This window comes from Trichocoleus sp. FACHB-90 (assembly GCF_014695505.1).
In the GTDB taxonomy this organism is placed as follows: Bacteria; Cyanobacteriota; Cyanobacteriia; order Cyanobacteriales; family FACHB-T130; genus Funiculus; species Funiculus sociatus.
In genome coordinates, this window is the sequence record NZ_JACJOK010000069.1 from 202,251 (window position 1) to 218,487 (window position 16,237).

Annotated in this window: 15 protein-coding genes; 9 read left to right on the forward strand and 6 right to left on the reverse strand. The window is 46.0% G+C overall.

The genetic code is table 11. From position 1 onward, the window contains the following. The first annotated feature begins 48 nt into the window (after positions 1–48). Positions 49–642, forward strand: a complete 594-nt coding sequence (locus tag H6F74_RS20415; RefSeq protein WP_190444112.1) for a Uma2 family endonuclease — start codon at positions 49–51, stop codon at positions 640–642. A gap of 60 nt (positions 643–702) precedes the next feature. On the opposite strand, the gene H6F74_RS20420 is transcribed toward H6F74_RS20415, so the two are convergent. Together H6F74_RS20420 and H6F74_RS20425 are read right to left on the reverse strand one after the other, a co-directional pair. Then, the gene (locus tag H6F74_RS20420; RefSeq protein WP_190444009.1) at positions 703–1,341 is read right to left on the reverse strand and encodes a DUF4276 family protein; all 639 of its coding nucleotides are present in this window, start codon (positions 1,339–1,341) and stop codon (positions 703–705) included. Beyond that, positions 1,338–2,867, reverse strand: a complete 1,530-nt coding sequence (locus H6F74_RS20425; RefSeq protein ID WP_190444010.1) for an AAA family ATPase — start codon at positions 2,865–2,867, stop codon at positions 1,338–1,340. The genes H6F74_RS20420 and H6F74_RS20425 overlap by 4 nt, the downstream gene beginning before the upstream one ends. A 330-nt stretch (positions 2,868–3,197) precedes the next feature. On the opposite strand from H6F74_RS20425, the gene H6F74_RS20430 reads away from it, so the two are divergent. Both H6F74_RS20430 and H6F74_RS20435 read left to right on the forward strand, forming a co-directional pair. Then, entirely contained in the window at positions 3,198–3,806 is a 609-nt protein-coding gene (locus H6F74_RS20430) for a DUF1517 domain-containing protein (protein WP_190444011.1), read from the forward strand. 144 nt (positions 3,807–3,950) lie between these two features. After that, positions 3,951–4,829 carry a hypothetical protein gene (locus H6F74_RS20435; protein ID WP_190444012.1) on the forward strand — a complete coding sequence of 293 codons (879 nt, stop codon included), beginning with the start codon at positions 3,951–3,953 and terminating at the stop codon, positions 4,827–4,829. 142 nt (positions 4,830–4,971) lie between these two features. On the opposite strand, the gene H6F74_RS20440 is transcribed toward H6F74_RS20435, so the two are convergent. Then, complete coding sequence (locus H6F74_RS20440; protein ID WP_190444013.1) at positions 4,972–6,015, reverse strand: adenosine deaminase; 1,044 nt, start codon at positions 6,013–6,015, stop codon at positions 4,972–4,974. A 181-nt stretch (positions 6,016–6,196) separates the two neighbouring features. Here H6F74_RS20440 and H6F74_RS20445 point away from each other — a divergent pair, with 181 nt between their 5' ends. The 4 genes from H6F74_RS20445 to H6F74_RS20460 all read left to right on the forward strand — a co-directional run bounded on the left by H6F74_RS20445 (position 6,197) and on the right by H6F74_RS20460 (position 10,464). Continuing rightward, positions 6,197–7,537: an adenylosuccinate synthase gene (locus H6F74_RS20445; protein WP_190444014.1), complete on the forward strand. Its 1,341-nt coding sequence runs from the start codon at positions 6,197–6,199 to the stop codon at positions 7,535–7,537. 110 nt (positions 7,538–7,647) lie between these two features. After that, entirely contained in the window at positions 7,648–8,250 is a 603-nt protein-coding gene (locus tag H6F74_RS20450; protein ID WP_190444015.1) for a 50S ribosomal protein L25/general stress protein Ctc, read from the forward strand. Between the two features lie 208 nt (positions 8,251–8,458). Beyond that, a complete protein-coding gene (locus H6F74_RS20455; RefSeq protein WP_190444016.1) occupies positions 8,459–10,021 on the forward strand; it encodes an AAA family ATPase in 1,563 nt (520 codons plus the stop codon). Positions 10,022–10,137: 116 nt separating this feature from the next. Further along, positions 10,138–10,464, forward strand: a complete 327-nt coding sequence (locus tag H6F74_RS20460; protein ID WP_190444017.1) for a hypothetical protein — start codon at positions 10,138–10,140, stop codon at positions 10,462–10,464. Positions 10,465–10,524: 60 nt separating this feature from the next. Here H6F74_RS20460 and H6F74_RS20465 read toward each other — a convergent pair whose 3' ends face one another. Both H6F74_RS20465 and H6F74_RS20470 read right to left on the reverse strand, forming a co-directional pair. Beyond that, on the reverse strand, positions 10,525–11,046 hold the full coding sequence (locus H6F74_RS20465) for a DUF937 domain-containing protein (RefSeq protein ID WP_190444018.1): 522 nt from the start codon (positions 11,044–11,046) through the stop codon (positions 10,525–10,527). 84 nt (positions 11,047–11,130) lie between these two features. Next, complete coding sequence (locus tag H6F74_RS20470; RefSeq protein ID WP_199301451.1) at positions 11,131–12,867, reverse strand: ATP-binding protein; 1,737 nt, start codon at positions 12,865–12,867, stop codon at positions 11,131–11,133. A gap of 275 nt (positions 12,868–13,142) precedes the next feature. Here H6F74_RS20470 and H6F74_RS20475 point away from each other — a divergent pair, with 275 nt between their 5' ends. Beyond that, positions 13,143–14,690 (forward strand): GTP-binding protein, encoded by a 1,548-nt coding sequence (locus tag H6F74_RS20475; protein WP_190444019.1) that lies wholly within the window; start codon positions 13,143–13,145, stop codon positions 14,688–14,690. Between the two features lie 19 nt (positions 14,691–14,709). Then, positions 14,710–15,576 (forward strand): DMT family transporter, encoded by an 867-nt coding sequence (locus H6F74_RS20480; protein ID WP_190444020.1) that lies wholly within the window; start codon positions 14,710–14,712, stop codon positions 15,574–15,576. A 53-nt stretch (positions 15,577–15,629) separates the two neighbouring features. On the opposite strand, the gene H6F74_RS20485 is transcribed toward H6F74_RS20480, so the two are convergent. Next, positions 15,630–16,205, reverse strand: a complete 576-nt coding sequence (locus H6F74_RS20485) for a 2OG-Fe(II) oxygenase (RefSeq protein WP_190444021.1) — start codon at positions 16,203–16,205, stop codon at positions 15,630–15,632. Between the last annotated feature and the right edge of the window lie 32 nt (positions 16,206–16,237).

Genomic DNA, 16,237 nt, shown 5'->3' on the forward strand with positions numbered 1-16,237 from the left:
GGTTGTTGAATGCGATCGCAATCTCTCACTAATTGCCTTATGGCTATTATCACCACTGTTACTCCCAAACGTTTTACTTTAGAGGAATATCATCGCCTCATTGAATTGGGGTTCCTCACCGAAAATGACCGCCTAGAGTTAATCAAGGGAGAACTGATGCAAATGGTAGCTAAAGGAACCCCCCACACCGTTTGCAATACAAGTTTGGTTTGCGAAGTCACATTTTTGTTGCAAAGACAAGCAATAGTCCGAGGACAAGAACCAATAATTCTACCTCCCAATAGCGAACCTGAACCCGATTTAGTAATTGCACGTTATCGTCCAGATCGTTATTTATCGGATCATCCCAGTCCATCTGATATTTTACTCGTAGCTGAGGTTGCCGATTCTACGCTTAAGTATGACCAGGAAGTGAAATTATCTCTCTACGCTGAATCTGGAATTTCTGACTACTGGATATTCAATTTAGTAGCAAGTTGCCTAGAAGTTTATAGTCAACCTTATCAAGACTTACAAGGCAACTTTGGTTATGCCAGTAAACGAATTTTTTTATCTAATACTATTGTTACTTTACCAGGGTTTCCCGATTTATCTCTCGATTTATCCAGAGTGTTTCCCGATTTTGACACAGTGAATAATTGACGCGATCGCTCGCTTTTACCTTGCCTTAAATGATTAAGCTTACTTGCTCTCTGGTTGGGATTACCAGCTCTGCTCTTGGATAACTTGTTTAATTTCCACTTCCAGTGCTTGAAAAGCAGGCAAAGCTCGCAGGGGTGAAAAGTCATCAATGCCTTCTGCTAATCGGTGAACACGATCGTTAACCCGGAATCTCTTGAGTTTATTAGTTCCAAGGCCGCTGGCTTGGCGCAGGAGGTCATAAAGAACGTTTTTAGGATCAGGTAGTTCTTCAAGTTTGGTTATAGGTGGAAGCTGCAATGGTTGCCGTCCACGAGGATTGTCTGCTGCTGTACGCAGTGCGATTTCATTAAATAGCAACCAGGCTTCGGTCATGTGAACTGGCACTACACAAACAGCTGGTGGCACTTGCACTGATTTAACAGCTTCATCTATCGCTGCTCGAATTTCAGCCACACGTTTCTCGCGTGTTTCCTTTTCTGCATCACGGTGTACAAACAAAAGATTACAGGGGGCAAGGTCAAGGGTACTTTTGATTTTACCTGACAATGTTTTTGGGGGGTTGGGCAACCGTCCGATATCCGCCCACTGTGGCTGAATAGCAGACTCAATAAGGTGTTGTTGCAATAACCACGAGAGGAGAAACATCAGCGCCTTGTCCGAACTACCGTCAGACAGCAAAGTGTAGCAAAGCTCTTTCATGCTAATTCAGGAGGGAAACCGGGGATTAGTGGGTGCAGGTCTTCTCTATCGACAACTCGGCGTTTTTTGGGTTGTGTTGGTGCTGATTGGTACTCAGTTGCTGTTCCATTACTATCTGGCTGTGATTCGCCAAGCACCACCGGATTCAAGTAAGCAAGTAATTTGTTTTTGGGGACAACATTCACTCCTTCCGGGGCTTTTTCTCGCCATGTGTCAGGTAAACAACCAAAACACACTCGCTTAAACCGTTGACGTGAACGGAATGTTTCCTTCAATTCGGCAATCAATAAGCTGTCATCGGGTACTTGCATAACAACAGCAGGAGAGTGGGTATTGATAATCACTTGACGGAGTGGGTTATCTAGACCAATCGGTTCCTCAACATCGGTGGCAATGTCTTGAAGCAGTTGGAGTATTGCCGGAATGCGCTCTGGATGAATGCCGTTTTCCGGTTCTTCCAGGCATAAAAGACCCTGAGCCTCTGGTTCCAGCACAAGAACCGCTAGAGCCAAAAAGCGTAAGGTTCCGTCTGATAGCGCTCGTGCTGGATGAGATGTACCGTCACGTCCTGTCACCTGCAAAGTCAGCAGTTGGCGTTTTTCATCGCGATCAACCCACACCCCACGCACATCATCAATAAGTTTGGCTAAGCGGTTAGCAACTTCGCTGTAAACCTGTGCTGCTACCTCATCTTCAGGCGGATCATTGGTTTCGTGATTTTTGGTTCCTGCCAAGTGATAGAGCGTTGCCGCTAGGTGAGATCCATCTGCTCCTAATCTTGTAGAGGCTGTCAACTCGTCTGGTTTTCGTAACCTAGAAGGCTCTAACTGAAGTAAACGCCATGATTGCATTTCGCGCCGCGCCAGCAGCACTGTCGGACTCTCGGCAGCATTAGCTACAGAAAGCACGGTTCGAGGAAGATTGACCGCTAACCGAGACAAAGGTCTTCCTTTACTGCCATCTTGATGTAGCTCAATGACTAGGTTGCCTTCCTTGTTATATCCAGTTGAGATAAATTTTGATGTCCGTCGTCCCTTTATTGCTGATTTGCGCCAGCTAGGTTTGTGATTGAACAGTAAGTGTTTGGTAGCATCACCGAGGTTAATGTGAACTAATTCCTCTTTGAGAATTTCCAGTGAGCCTAAAGACCGCAAGCCATCATCTGATCTGTAAGCAAGGGTTATGGAGTAGCGAAGAAAGGTAATACTAGCTTGTGCCTGTTGCCCTAGATCATCTACACCGTCCTCCGGAACAATCATTTCTGCCTCAAAGGACATTTCCTCGCTATATTTATCACTAACCTGATGGAACAGGCTACGTACATCAGCTGTTCGACCCCCTTCATCGCGAACAGCCAAGGCAGCTTCAATCAGGGGACGATCTGCGATCACGCTCAAAAACCTAATGGCATCAAACAAGTTAGATTTGCCAACACCGTTAGCGCCAGCTACACAGGTGAATGGCCCAAAGCGGACATCAACATCGACCAAATTCTTAAAACCAGAAACTTTTAATCGGGTCAGCATAATGTTTTAGTGAAAGAGGGCGATTGCTGTTACAACAAGGAAAGACGTAGTAAAATTCTGTATTCTGACAAGCTGGCAACTACCTATATGTGGGAGGTGCCGAATAGAGTAAGAAATTATGAGAGTACAATTAACTATTATTAACATTTAAGTCATGACTTCTTGGCGCGATCGCTCCCCACCCAAATAGCACACTTAGCACGCGATCGCCCTTAACGCACCCAATTATCACACCCTATAACACTTCTCTTGGTAGAAGGCTATCGGCGATGCGCCCCCTAAAGTAGAAAATATACTCAGGTGAGTATTGTTTGCAGTTGGTGGCAAGTCATGACTTCTTCTTGGCGCGATCGCTTTAATCGAATCAGTGGCAAAACCCGCTTTGCGGTCTGTCGTATATTTATCCACCTAGCAGGTGCAGAGGTTGCTCCTCTGCTGGGAGTTCTCAATCGTGCCGCTAGGGAGGCAGTCGAAGCCGACGGCGATATTACAATCTTAGGGGAAGGATTGGTTGAAATTTGCCAGAATTTATTACAAAACGATATTTACTGGCAATCAGCAGCGAATGAAGGCGATGTTTTCTGGGATGAAGGTGAAGCCGGAGACTATGTGAATGAACTATTTACTGACTCTGCCGAACGCTATCTAAGCGAACCTGATTTCAGTCAAAATCCTAGCAGGGGAAATGAACCGTTATCATTGCCTGTAACCCGGAACTTGATTGTAATGCTTACAGTGGCTTACGAGGGTGAAGTACCGCAATTGGAAACTGACCTGGCAAATATTGATGCGCTCAAACAAGGTTTAAAAGCCTTGGTAAATCTCCACTATCAGGAAAAATTGCGGGCTATTCAAGTTCATTTTTCTCCTGCACAGTTGGGCGATGAATTGTCAAGCGATCAACTGTTGGAGTATTTTCCAGAACTGATTCCCCTCTAATCGATTTTGGATTTTAGATTGGGGTTGATGGGAAAAATTATAAATTGTTGAGTATAACAATTTACCTGAAATCCCAAATCTAAAAATAGAAATTTATAAATCCAAAATCCTTGCATCGAAAATCCCAAATCATTATCCCGGTTTATGTTGCGAAAATTTACCATCTTTTTAATGACCATGACGTTGTGTTTTACCACATTAGCTTGTGGTGCGCCAACGCCTCCTCCTACCCAATCTCAAAATCGGGATTTTAACACAACGTCCGCTCAAACTAGATTAAGTAACGGACAATATCCCGTGCAACAGGCTACTTACAATGATGCCAATGGGGAATATAGTGTAATGTTGCTCAATACCCCTCCTGGCACACCGTCTGTTTATCGCAATACAGATTTGCAGATGGCTCGTCTGAGCGACGAAGAAATTAAGTCTGGACAAAAAGGTTATCTGAAGATGGATAACGGTCAGGCATCTCTACACATACCAGAAGACTTCAAAATTGAATACATTCACAACGTTACCGAAACTCGAACTGACCCACAAACAGGTCAACCCCAAACGGTAGTCGTGCGTCAGCAACCTAGCTTCTGGACTCCTTTTGCGGGAGCATTGGCTGGTCAAGCTGTGGGCAGCTTGTTGTTTTCTCCGCGTTACTATGTGCCGCCAGTCTACCAACCAGGAGGCATTCTCAGAGGTTACGGCGGATATGGCAGCACTTATGGGCAAGCGGTTCAGCAATACCAAACTCGCTACCAAGCGCCGCCACCAGCTGTAAGTAATCGTCAAGTTCTCCGGACTACTGGACGCTTGCGATCGCCTTCCTACAATCAACCAACGGTGCGCCGAACACCTGCAACCGGAAGCGGACGGGCTACAGGATCAGGTTACGGTACTAGCACTCTGCGCCGTTCTAATAGATCTACTCCCAGCCGTGCCGATAGAAGCCCAAGTTTTGGCAGTGGTGGGCGATCGCGCGCTCCTAGCCGCAGTCGCGGTTTCGGTTCAAGCGGTAGAAGGCGCTAATTCTGTCTCTTCCTCTTTCCAATGATTACTTGTTCCCTACAAGGGTGTTAACCTCTCCCCAAACCCCTCTCCTAAAAGGAGAGGGGCTTTCAGTTTCCCCCTTCTCTACAAGGGAAGGGGGCTAGGGGGTTAGGTTTTCCTCCTACCCACCAATTGGTAAAGTATCGGCGGATTCAGTTTGCAGCAACCCTGTCAAAATAGAGGCGGGACGCTGAGCGTAAGGCCAAGCAAAGGCATGGCGGAAAGCTGCTTCTTGACAAGCTTGCAACTGGTCAAAACCAATCACATCTAAAGTCAGCAGATTTTCATACTCAAAGGGCAAACGCACGTTGTGCAAGCCAGCATTATCGGTGCAGATGGCGATGTCTACCCCAGCGTCAAAACAGCGGTCGAAAACCAGCTTCAGTTGGCGCATATCTTCCAGCGTGCCTGTTTTCAGGTACGTGGTCGGGCAAACTTCCAAACACTGATTGCGTTGAGCCACTTCGGGCAGTAATTCTGGATATTTTAGGGGAATTTGGATGCCGTGACCAATTCGCATCAAATAAGGTAGCAGTTGGGGATAACAGCCAGATGAAGTTTCAAACAGGTGTCCGGTGGTTTTAATGCCGAGACTCCGCGCATACTCAAACAATTCCACAAATTCATCCAAACGCTCGGCTACGTGGGCATCTCCCCCGGCAATATCTACCGCACATACATACTCCTTAGCCTGGGAAGCCAAGTCAACAATCGCCCGGTTCACCTCATAAGGCAACCGCGAGTGCATACACAAGATTTGGCTGGTGACAATTGGATACTCAGGCACTCGGCTGGAAATGCCTACAATATCGACAATTTCCGCCATTTTCTCAATCCGTTCTGACTGACTCAAATGGTCTGGCGTTCGGAGATAAGGCGTATAGCGCAACTCCAAATATGCCAGATTTTCAAAAATGTAAGCACCCCGAATCAGCCGATAGATAAAGTAAGGCAGCGTTTGGGCTGTTTGGACACTTTCTACGAGCGTATGCAGTTCTAAATACTCATCAAGAGTATTGCGTGGGCGCGTGTAAAATTCCTCAAACTCAGGATACTCAGGAAACCGTTGCGCCAGATCGCGATCGCTGCGATGGAAATATCGCCAGAGAACGCGAGGTACAACCGAACCGCCTAGATGGCGGTGTAGTTCAGCATATAAAGACATTTGATTCTCTTCTATTTAGTGGTTTGCGGTTTAGTTGATATGAGCTTGACATTTTGCAACACAAGCAACAAGAATCGGGAGGCAGAGCCTTGACTGCGAATTGTTAACTCTGTATTGACAGCGATATCACTATCTGTTAATAATTGTAATTTGTGAAAACTCTAGCACTTTTAATAAACCCTTGGCTAACGTAGTTGTGATTGGCGCCCAATGGGGCGATGAAGGCAAAGGTAAGATAACCGATTTACTGAGCAAGTCAGCAGATGTCGTAGTACGTTACCAAGGGGGTGTCAATGCTGGACACACCGTTGTGGTGCAGGGTCAGACATTTAAGCTGCACCTGATTCCGTCTGGAATTTTGTATCCTGACACCGAGTGCATTATTGGCTGTGGTACGGTCATCGATCCGCAGGTGCTGATACAAGAACTCGATCAGCTGGAAGCTCTGAATATTTCCACCCGGAATCTGTTAATTTCCGAGACTGCCCATGTAACGATGCCTTATCATCGGATGATTGACCAGGCATCCGAGGAGCGTCGGGGTACTCATAAAATAGGCACGACCGGGCGCGGTATTGGCCCGACTTACGCGGATAAGTCGGAGCGAACGGGAATTAGAATTTTAGACTTGATGGACCCAAAAGGGTTGCAAAAACAACTGCGCTGGACGATTGAGTACAAGAACGTCATTTTAGAAAAGCTTTACAATTTACCGCCGTTGGATGCAGAGACGGTGATTGCTCAGTACAGAGAGTACGCTGAGCGTTTGCGTCCCCATGTGGTAGACAGTTCCCTGAAAATTTACGATGCCATTCAGCGGCGGCGAAATATTCTGTTTGAGGGCGCTCAAGGAACGCTCTTAGACTTGGATCACGGGACTTATCCTTACGTTACGTCCTCGAACCCAGTTGCAGGTGGAGCTTGCGTGGGAACTGGCATAGGGCCGACAATGATTGACCGCGTGATTGGAGTGGCGAAAGCTTACACAACACGGGTGGGAGAAGGGCCATTTCCTACCGAACTGGATGGAGTAGTAGGGGAAATGTTATGCGATCGCGGTGCTGAATTCGGCACCACAACAGGACGCAAACGCCGCTGCGGTTGGTTTGATGCTGTGATTGGTCGCTATGCTGTCCGCATTAACGGTCTGGACTGTCTCGCCATCACTAAGCTAGACGTATTGGACGAACTAGAGGAAATCAAAGTTTGCGTCGCTTATGAGATTGATGGCGAAACCACGAAAGATTTTCCTAGCAACGCCCGTCACTTTGCCAATTGTCAGCCGATTTACAAAACCCTCCCCGGTTGGCAAAAATCCACCGCTGAGTGCCGCACTCTGGAAGACTTACCCAAAGAGGCACTTTCTTACCTGAAATTCCTAGCAGAGTTGATGGATGTCCCCATTGCGATCGTCTCTCTCGGCGCTAGTCGCGATCAAACGATTATAGTAGAAGATCCGATCCACGGCCCCAAGCGGGCGCTGTTACACGCCAATGGCACACCCGTGACATCACATAGGTAATAGTTAATGGCTAATAGCTAATGGCTAATCGGAAGACTTCACCAATTAGCAATTAGCTATGAGCGATTAGCAATTAGCTTTTTCCCCTGAACACCTAACAAACCACGAAAATGCAAGTTACAGTTGAATGTCAAAAGCGGCCCGAAGGCAGCAAACCAAATGCGCTTCGTCGCAGTGGGTTAATCCCAGTAGTTTTATACGGTCACCAAGGAACTGAATCCCTTTCCCTGACCATGCCTGTCAAAAAGGCTGAAGTTTTACTCAGAGAGTCGTCTGTTAACAACACTCTGATCGATCTCAACATTCCTGAAATCTCTTGGAGTGGTAAGACGCTGCTAAAAGAAGTCCAGAAACATCCCTGGAAAAACTCTCTCTACCACCTCAGTTTTTTTGCGGTCGCTGCTCATGGCGACCTGGATATTGAGGTGCCATTGCATTTTGTGGGAGAGGCAGCTGGTGTCAAGCAAGAAGGCGGCTTATTAGACCCCGTGCTTACACAACTTCAGGTGCGGTGTGCGCCTGAAAGCATTCCCGATTCTATTGAAATTGATGTCTCTAATATGCAGGTTGGGGATGCCCTGCATATCAATGAACTGGTTTTGCCTCCAGGCGTTACAGCTTCAGGCGAGCCAGATCAAGTGATTGTCAGCGTTCTCCCGCCGCAAATCACCCCTGGAGCGACAGATGCTGAAGAGGCAACCGAATCCGAATAAGTGAGGTTGGTTTTTCTGACATCTTGCACCATTCGCAACCAGGGGGAAGCACTTCCCAGCTTTCGTTCCCAGGCTCAGCCTGGGAATGAGAATATTGAGCCACCTCGATTTGATACTGGTGCAAAATCTCAGTTTTCGTTAATCTGTATAGCCAGGGGTTAACCCCTGGCTTTTTTTTTACCCCTAAGACGCTAAAAACGCAAAAAATATGACTGAGAATTCTTTTCCCCCTTTGATTCAGCAGATGTTGCAACCGGGTTTTTATCCACACCCGGTGATAGAACCAATTGAACTGATTCAAACCCACGTTTCTTATGTGCTGTTGACTGGCGATTATGTTTATAAAGTTAAAAAGCCAGTGAATTTTGGCTTTTTGGATTACTCGACTTTGGATAAAAGGCACCATTTCTGTAAGGAAGAAATTCGGCTGAATCAGCGCGGTGCAGCAGAAATTTATTTGGAAATTTTGCCGATTAGTCAGGCTGGGGAAAAATATCAGTTAGGCGGTACTGATGCAGTGGAATATGTGCTAAAAATGCAGCAGTTTCCGCAGGAAGGGCTATTTAGCAATATGTTTGAGCGGGGCGAACTGACGGAAAAATATATGGAAGATTTGGGGCGGATTGTTGCCCAATTCCATGAAAAAGCCCATACGGATGATTATATTCGCAAGTTTGGCGAAATTCCCCAGGTTCGCGATGCGATTGATGAGAATTATCGGCAAACTGCCAGTTATATTGGTGGCCCTCAAACTCAGGAACATTACGAGGAAACTCAGCAGTATACAGATAAATTTTTTGCTTCTGGTCAAGAAGTTTTTGCCAGTAGAATTAAAAATAATTGGATTCGGGAATGCCACGGGGATTTGCATCTAAGAAATATTTGTTTGTGGCAAGACAAAATTCTATTGTTTGATTGCATTGAATTTAATGAACCTTTCCGCTTTGTAGATGTGATGTTTGACATTGCTTATGCGGTGATGGATATGGATGCGCGATCGCGTCCTGACCTGGGCAATGCTTATCTAAATACTTATGTGGAGCAGATTGGCGATTGGGAAGGATTGCAGGTTTTACCTTTGTACTTGAGCCGTCAAGCCTATGTCAGAGCTAAGGTGACTTCTTTCTTGTTGGACGATCCCTCTGTTCCCGCCGCCGAGAAGGAAGCTGCTGCGGTGACAGCGGCGAAATACTATCAGCTGGCTTGGGAATATACGCGATCGCCGTCTCCGGCGTATGCCGCTCAAAGCGGCTCCAGCCAAGGGAAACTAACTTTGATGTCAGGACTATCAGGTTCTGGTAAAAGTACCGTAGCGCGTCACCTAGCGCGGCACACGGGGGCGATTCACATTCGCTCGGATGCGGTGCGAAAACACCTTGCGGGCGTACCATTGGACGAGCCAGGTGGAGCAGACCTTTACTCAGCCGAAATGACCGAGAAGACTTACAGCCGCTTGTTGGAATTGGGAATTAAGCTGGCAAGTGTTGGCTGGTCGGTGATTCTTGATGCGAAGTACGATAAAGAGAAGTTGAGACAAGATGCGATCGCTCGGGCTAATTCCCACCAGCTGCCTCTTTCAATTCTCCACTGCACCGCACCGATGGAAATTTGCCAGAGTCGCGTTTCCTCTCGCACGGGAGATGTCTCTGATGCTACCGCTGACCTACTGACTAAACAACAAGCCGCAGCTGAACCCTTCACCGAGTCGGAACAACCTTATGTGAAAACTTTAGACACAACCCAAGATTGGGAGTCACAATTAAATTGTTAGCACTCAATAGCTAATTGCTAATAGTAGCGCAGGCATCTTGCCTGCGACTTCCCGGATATAACTGTCAATTACCATTAGCAATTAGCTATTAGCCATTAGCCGTGAACTAATAACTAATGACTAATAAAAGCACTGCGCGAATTTCAGCGGGTTTTTCATCGGCATTGAAGTATTGGTTATTTTTCCTGGTTAGCTTTTCCTTGCTGGGCTACCCAGTACCTTTAAGTATCTTTATTGGGGCGATTGGTGGTTTAGCTGGAGGCTGGGTAGTTTCCTGGTCAAAAGCAAAAGATGATGTAGCACCGCAGATAAGCCCTGCAAAAACTCCTGAAGAAAAAGCCGAGGAGCAACCTAAGATTGGTTCACAAAAGCGACAACGGTATGGTAAACCAAGGGATGCTTACATCCGGCGTCCCAGTTCTGAGGAAAAGCCAGAAGAATAGAAGCAGTTAGCCTCCTGCGGGATTGACATTCCAGACAGTCGCTACCTTACCATCGCCTGACTATCGCATGAAATGGCGGGCGGCTAAGCTCATGGCATCAGAGATATCGACATCCCCATCTCTGTCAGCATCCAAGAAGGCACTCAGCACAGGATTAGACCCGCGCCCACTTTGAGTATGGGAGCCAGTATGTAGGAAATTTAGCACCAAGGGAACCAAAATTGGCAGCATCTGCTGAATCATCCCAGCATTTAATCCTGTCCTTTGAGAAACTGCTTGGACGATTTGCTGCACCTGAGAAGCACCAAAAAGGGCGTTTACGGCTTGAGGGTTGGGAGAAGACCCGCTATATTGATTGACGAAGGCTTCCGCTTGCTCAGGGCCTTGGGTAGCTTGCTTTTGCTGTAAAGCAGAGCGAACATAGTTTCCGACAATCGACATGGCAGATTGAACGGATGAAGGATCGGCACCGTAGCTATTACTCACCTGCTGCACGGTATTGAAAATACCAGACATCTGTCCCGGACTAGCTGCTTGATTCGGATCGTCGATGGCATTCAAAATTTGGTCGAAAAGTCCCATAATCTTTCTTTGTACTCAGTTTTTACCTTTTCAAATGTCTCACTTTTCGGAGGCAATCGCCTCTAACTAATAGCAGATAATTGCTTAAGTTAGTGCTTTATTAGGTTCATGTTTGACGGGTAAAGCGATCGCAAACTCTGTGCCTTTCCCTAATTGGGAAACGCAGTTCAACTTACCGCCATGTTTTTCTACGACAATCTGATAGCTAATCGATAAACCCAAACCAGTGCCAACGCTTCTCGGTTTCGTTGTAAAGAAAGTATCAAATATTTTCCCCTGATTTTCTGGAGCAATGCCAGAACCATTATCAGAAATTTTTACTTTAACCCAGTCTTTGTCTATGAGTTCTGTGGAGATGACGATTTCCTGCAACCCTTTTACTTCTTCCAAAGCATCAATTGCATTACTCAGCAAATTCATAAATACCTGATATAGCAAACTTGTATAACCTTCAATTGGTGGGATGTCGCCGTAGTTTTTCTGTACGGCGATTTCCTTGTTGAGACGATGGTTTAGAATTAGCAGTGTACTATCGATACAGGCGTGCAAATCAACAAAGGTGGCTTTTGTCTGATCTAAGCGAGAGAAATCTTTCAAACTGAGAACAATTGACCTAGTACGTTCTGCTCCAAATTTCATTGATTGCAATAGCTTAGGCAAGTCTTCTTTGAGGAATTTAATATCAATTTCATCGGCTTGCTGTTGAAGATTTGGGGAAGGATTAGAAACCTCGTTTTGATAAGTTTCCAGCAGTGCTATCAGTTCGTCAATGTATTCACTAGCATGGATGATATTGCCATAGATGAAGTTAACGGGATTATTTATCTCGTGGGCAACTCCTGCCAGCATTCTTCCGAGACTGGACATTTTTTCGCTCTGAAGTAGCTGGGTTTGTGTGGCAGCTTTTTGTTCTTCTAAAAGGTGCTTGACTTGTTGAATCAGCTGGTTAAGGGAAGTGGCTAATACCCCAACTTCATCTTTAGTCGTTACTGGTGCTTGCAAGTCGAAATTTGCTTCTTTGGTGACGCGCTCAGCAACATCGGTTGCTGCTAGAATAGGATGCGCGATCGCGCGACTCGTAAAAACAGCACAAAGGGCAGCGAATACAACTGATAAAAATATACTTGCGGCAATGATCTGCACTCGAATTGTCTCCGCCGCAATTAGGGCAGTCTGTGCTTGCGCGTCCTCCTGATAAGAGGATTGAATTAGCTCTGTGAGATCATCTGAGAACCCATCAAATTTAAGTGCTACAGAGCTATTCGTAAACTTTAAAAGTATTTTTTGGGCGGCATCAATCTCCCCTGGCTTTAAATTAAGCGGATCGATTTGCTTTAAAAGTTGGTTTATCTGCTGAAAGTAAATTTCTGGCACATCTTCGTAGGTTTGCAGAAACTGTTCTATATCCTCACTATTAGGATCGTCTTTAAGAGGGGCCTGCTCTTCAAAAGATTTGACTTCCAGAAATACTTTAGTAATCTCAGCGGCATGGTGCAGAAAATGCGAGTATTCTTCTTGTAATTTTTCTGGTTCATCCATCAAAGGGATGAACTGTTGTTGATGCGTTCGTGCCTGTATTATGCCCGTTTGCAAGCGATGCAGAAGACGTATTTCTTGGTGAGCGTGTTCTTCTTGCTCTCTAGCCGTTCGCTCAAAGGAATCTCCAATGGTAAATCCGGCGGTTGTTCCTACAACAACAATGCCAAGGGTAAGGGCATACCCATAGCTGATTTTGTTACTAATACTTAGGCGACGACTCAACTGAGCGATCCACTTGCTTAAGGGTAGCTGAGTCTCTCTGGTGTCACGCTTAGAAGTCACGATTTTGCTCCTGTGAGCGATACGAAGGTATGTTTACCTGCTAAGTTGCTTAGCAAGCTTCATATTTTCACAAGTCATCCCCTATTCCACACCCATCACCACCGACTATTTGCCCAGGGAAATGCTTGATACTATAACCTGCTTTTTGAGTTTCAGGCTTATTATGGCAGTACGGTGTGGCAAGAAGATCCGTGTATATTCTGAATTTGCTTTCCTGACAGCTCTTATTGCGCCGCTGTTTCCTTAAAATTTAAAGTAAATTACCAAACTTCTTCATGCCTTTATCGCGCTTATTAACGCTATTAGTAGGCCTCAGTTTAATCCTAGGGCTGATGCTGTGGCTGATAAACTCTCTATATCGACTTTATATTCAAATCTCCTTTACAGCCCCCCTGCTGGCGAATCTGCTGTTATTGTTGGTGATTGTGTTGTTGGGGGCGATAATTGGCGCATTTATATATTATGTAAATTTATTTGGGCAGCCAAAACGTTCATCACGCCGCAGACTTCCGAAAGTCCCGGAAGCGAAGACGGAAGCAGCTGAGGAAACTCTTAAAGCTGTGCGCCAGCAGGTAGCGCAAATTCAGGATGAGGTATCTAAGCAGGCTTTACTAGAGCGATCGCGCGAAATTGAGGCAAACTTGTCTCGTGGGGAACTGTTGGTAGTCGTCTTTGGTACGGGTTCCGCGGGGAAAACTTCTCTGGTAAATGCCTTAATTGGGCGCATGGTGGGGAGAGTAGACGCGCCAATGGGTACAACAGAGGTAGGGGAAACTTACGTTCTCAAGTTGAAAGGATTAAATCGGGAAATTCTGGTCACGGATACGCCAGGAATTTTAGAAGCGGGTGTGGCGGGAACGCAACGAGAACAACTGGCGCGACAATTGGCAACGGAAGCCGATTTATTGCTGTTTGTGGTAGATAATGACTTGCGACAATCGGAATATCAACCGCTGCGAACTTTAGCGGAAATTGGCAAGCGATCGCTTCTTATCCTCAATAAAACCGATCTTTACAGAGAAACCGACAAAGAAACCATACTCGCCCGTCTCCGAGAAAGAGTACGCGGATTTATCTCCACATCTGATGTAGTCGCCATTTCTGCCAATCCTCAACCAGCAAAATTGGAAACCGGAGAAACCTTTCAACCCGAACCCGATGTCATGCCTTTAATCCGCCGCATGGCAATCGTTCTCCGAGCCGAAGGTGAAGACTTGGTAGCAGACAACATATTACTGCAATCTCAGCGACTGGGAGAAGAAGCGCGACGACTACTTGATACCCAGCGCCGCCGACAAGCCGACAAAATAGTAGAACGTTATCAGTGGATTGGTGCAGGTGTGATCGCGGTTACTCCCTTGCCTGTGGTAGATTTGCTGGCAACTGCTGCCGTAAATGCCCAAATGGTGGTAGAAATTGGCAAAATTTACGGTTGCGAACTGAATATGGATCGCGGGCGCGAGTTAGCGCTTTCTCTGGGGAAAACTTTGGCAAGTTTGGGAATAGTTCAAGGAGCGATAGAATTGCTCTCCAGGGTATTGCAACTCAGTGTCGCCGCCTATCCGATTGGGAAAGCAATTCAAGGCGTTACCGCAGCTTACCTCACCCGCATTGCTGGTAAAAGTTTCATTGAATATTTCCGCCACGATCAAGATTGGGGTGACGGCGGCATTACCGAAGTTGTGCAGCGACAGTTTCAACTCAATCGCAAAGATGAGTTTGTGAAGGCGTTTGTACAAGAAGCGATCGCCCGCGTCGTCAAACCTTTGACAGAAGCGAAAGAACCACAACATGAACCTGAATCAGACCAGCATCATCAATAACAGGTAATGGGTTTTCACGATGATAGTTTATGTAAAGCTGGCGTTGACGGCTTTGATTTGGGGTGGCACTTTCATTGCAGGAAGAATCGTAGTACAAAGCATGGAACCATTTTCAATAGCGTTCTGTCGCTTTGCGATCGCATCCCTTTGTCTGCTTTTGTTTACCCACAAAGAAGGTAGTTTACCCAAACTCAAGCCACAGCAAATCCTGCAAGTTGTTTTACTCGGTTTAACTGGGGTTTTCGCTTATAATGCCTTCTTTTTTCTGGGTCTTAAGACTATAACTGCCAGCCGCGCTGCTTTAATCGTTGCACTCAACCCGGTCTTTATCGCCCTTTGTTCTGCCATTGTTTTCAAAGAAAAACTCACTCCCTTGAAGCTAACTGGGATTCTCACGTCCCTGCTAGGTGCGACAGTAGTGATTAGCAAAGGCAACCTGCTAAACTTCCTAGCTGGCAATTTAGGTTGGGGAGAAGTCTTTTTACTTGGCTGTGTCTTTAGCTGGGTGGCATATACGCTTATCGGCAAACTAGCCATGAAAGAACTTTCTCCTCTGGCTGCAAGCACCTATGCTTGTGTAATTGGAGCGATCGCTTTGTTTTTTCCAGCTTGGATGGAAGGACTGGCTCAAAACTTCGGTCAAATTTCACTGACAGCTTGGTTAGGAGTTTTCTATTTAGGCTTTTTGGGTTCTGCCGTTGGCTTTAACTGGTACTACGAGGGTGTTCAAGCAATTGGTGCCGCCAAAGCCTCAGTTTTCATCAATTTGGTGCCAGTATCTGCTATTTTATTAGCCGCTATTTTATTAAATGAGCAACTAACTCCTACTCTGCTCTTGGGAGGTGCCTTAGTTGTTATCGGAGTATTTTTTACCAACAGGGGGTAATTTAACACTGCTGGCAGAGCAAGTAGAAAAAAGCGATCGCCCTTCTTTTAAAGTCAACTTCCCCCGATTTCCCTTTTCTCGCAATACGTGTACATCACATCCGACCGCAGTACATACTTCCGACCCTGAATGACGGGTGCGCCTTCATGTTTTATTTCGTGGATGAAGAACAAAACCATACCCATTTTTGGAACTATAGAGACGTAGGGTGAGAAAAACCGAGTTTCACCTCCCTCAAAGTCTTCGTTTAGATAAATCATAAAAGTCAAACGGCTATGATCGCCGTTTGTTCGCCAATAACTACCATCGTGATGCGGTGCGAAGCGCTGACCCGGATCGTATCGGTAGAATCGCAAGCGCTCATTAAGCCCAATTGCACACCAGTTACCAATCCTGAGAACAGAAGTTTCCACACGATGCCACAAACTTTCTGCAAGCTCTTGATTATCCAAAATCACGCGATCGTTATTTCGGATTGATGGAGCCATGAGGTATTCGTCCTGTCCTACAGTGAGACCAGCAGGAGTATAGCCAATGTTCTCGCTCAGGGCAATATACTCGGCACACTCTGCTTTTGACAGAACGTTTTGGACTGTAAAAATTGGATTTTCCAAGGGGTGTTTTTTCATGATTAAGTATTATTTAATACTTGTTTTATTCG

Excerpts from the sequence above, each read along its gene's own strand:
- H6F74_RS20465 (WP_190444018.1), bottom strand. The coding sequence starts at position 11,046 with ATGGGACTTTTCGACCAAATTTTGAATGCCATCGACGATCCGAATCAA.
- H6F74_RS20430 (WP_190444011.1), top strand. The coding sequence starts at position 3,198 with ATGACTTCTTCTTGGCGCGATCGCTTTAATCGAATCAGTGGCAAAACC.
- H6F74_RS20450 (WP_190444015.1), top strand. The coding sequence starts at position 7,648 with ATGCAAGTTACAGTTGAATGTCAAAAGCGGCCCGAAGGCAGCAAACCA.
- H6F74_RS20455 (WP_190444016.1), top strand. The coding sequence starts at position 8,459 with ATGACTGAGAATTCTTTTCCCCCTTTGATTCAGCAGATGTTGCAACCG.
- H6F74_RS20480 (WP_190444020.1), top strand. The coding sequence starts at position 14,710 with ATGATAGTTTATGTAAAGCTGGCGTTGACGGCTTTGATTTGGGGTGGC.
- H6F74_RS20460 (WP_190444017.1), top strand. The coding sequence starts at position 10,138 with ATGACTAATAAAAGCACTGCGCGAATTTCAGCGGGTTTTTCATCGGCA.
- H6F74_RS20420 (WP_190444009.1), bottom strand. The coding sequence starts at position 1,341 with ATGAAAGAGCTTTGCTACACTTTGCTGTCTGACGGTAGTTCGGACAAG.
- H6F74_RS20440 (WP_190444013.1), bottom strand. The coding sequence starts at position 6,015 with ATGTCTTTATATGCTGAACTACACCGCCATCTAGGCGGTTCGGTTGTA.
- H6F74_RS20435 (WP_190444012.1), top strand. The coding sequence starts at position 3,951 with ATGTTGCGAAAATTTACCATCTTTTTAATGACCATGACGTTGTGTTTT.
- H6F74_RS20475 (WP_190444019.1), top strand. The coding sequence starts at position 13,143 with ATGCCTTTATCGCGCTTATTAACGCTATTAGTAGGCCTCAGTTTAATC.
- H6F74_RS20425 (WP_190444010.1), bottom strand. The coding sequence starts at position 2,867 with ATGCTGACCCGATTAAAAGTTTCTGGTTTTAAGAATTTGGTCGATGTT.
- H6F74_RS20485 (WP_190444021.1), bottom strand. The coding sequence starts at position 16,205 with ATGAAAAAACACCCCTTGGAAAATCCAATTTTTACAGTCCAAAACGTT.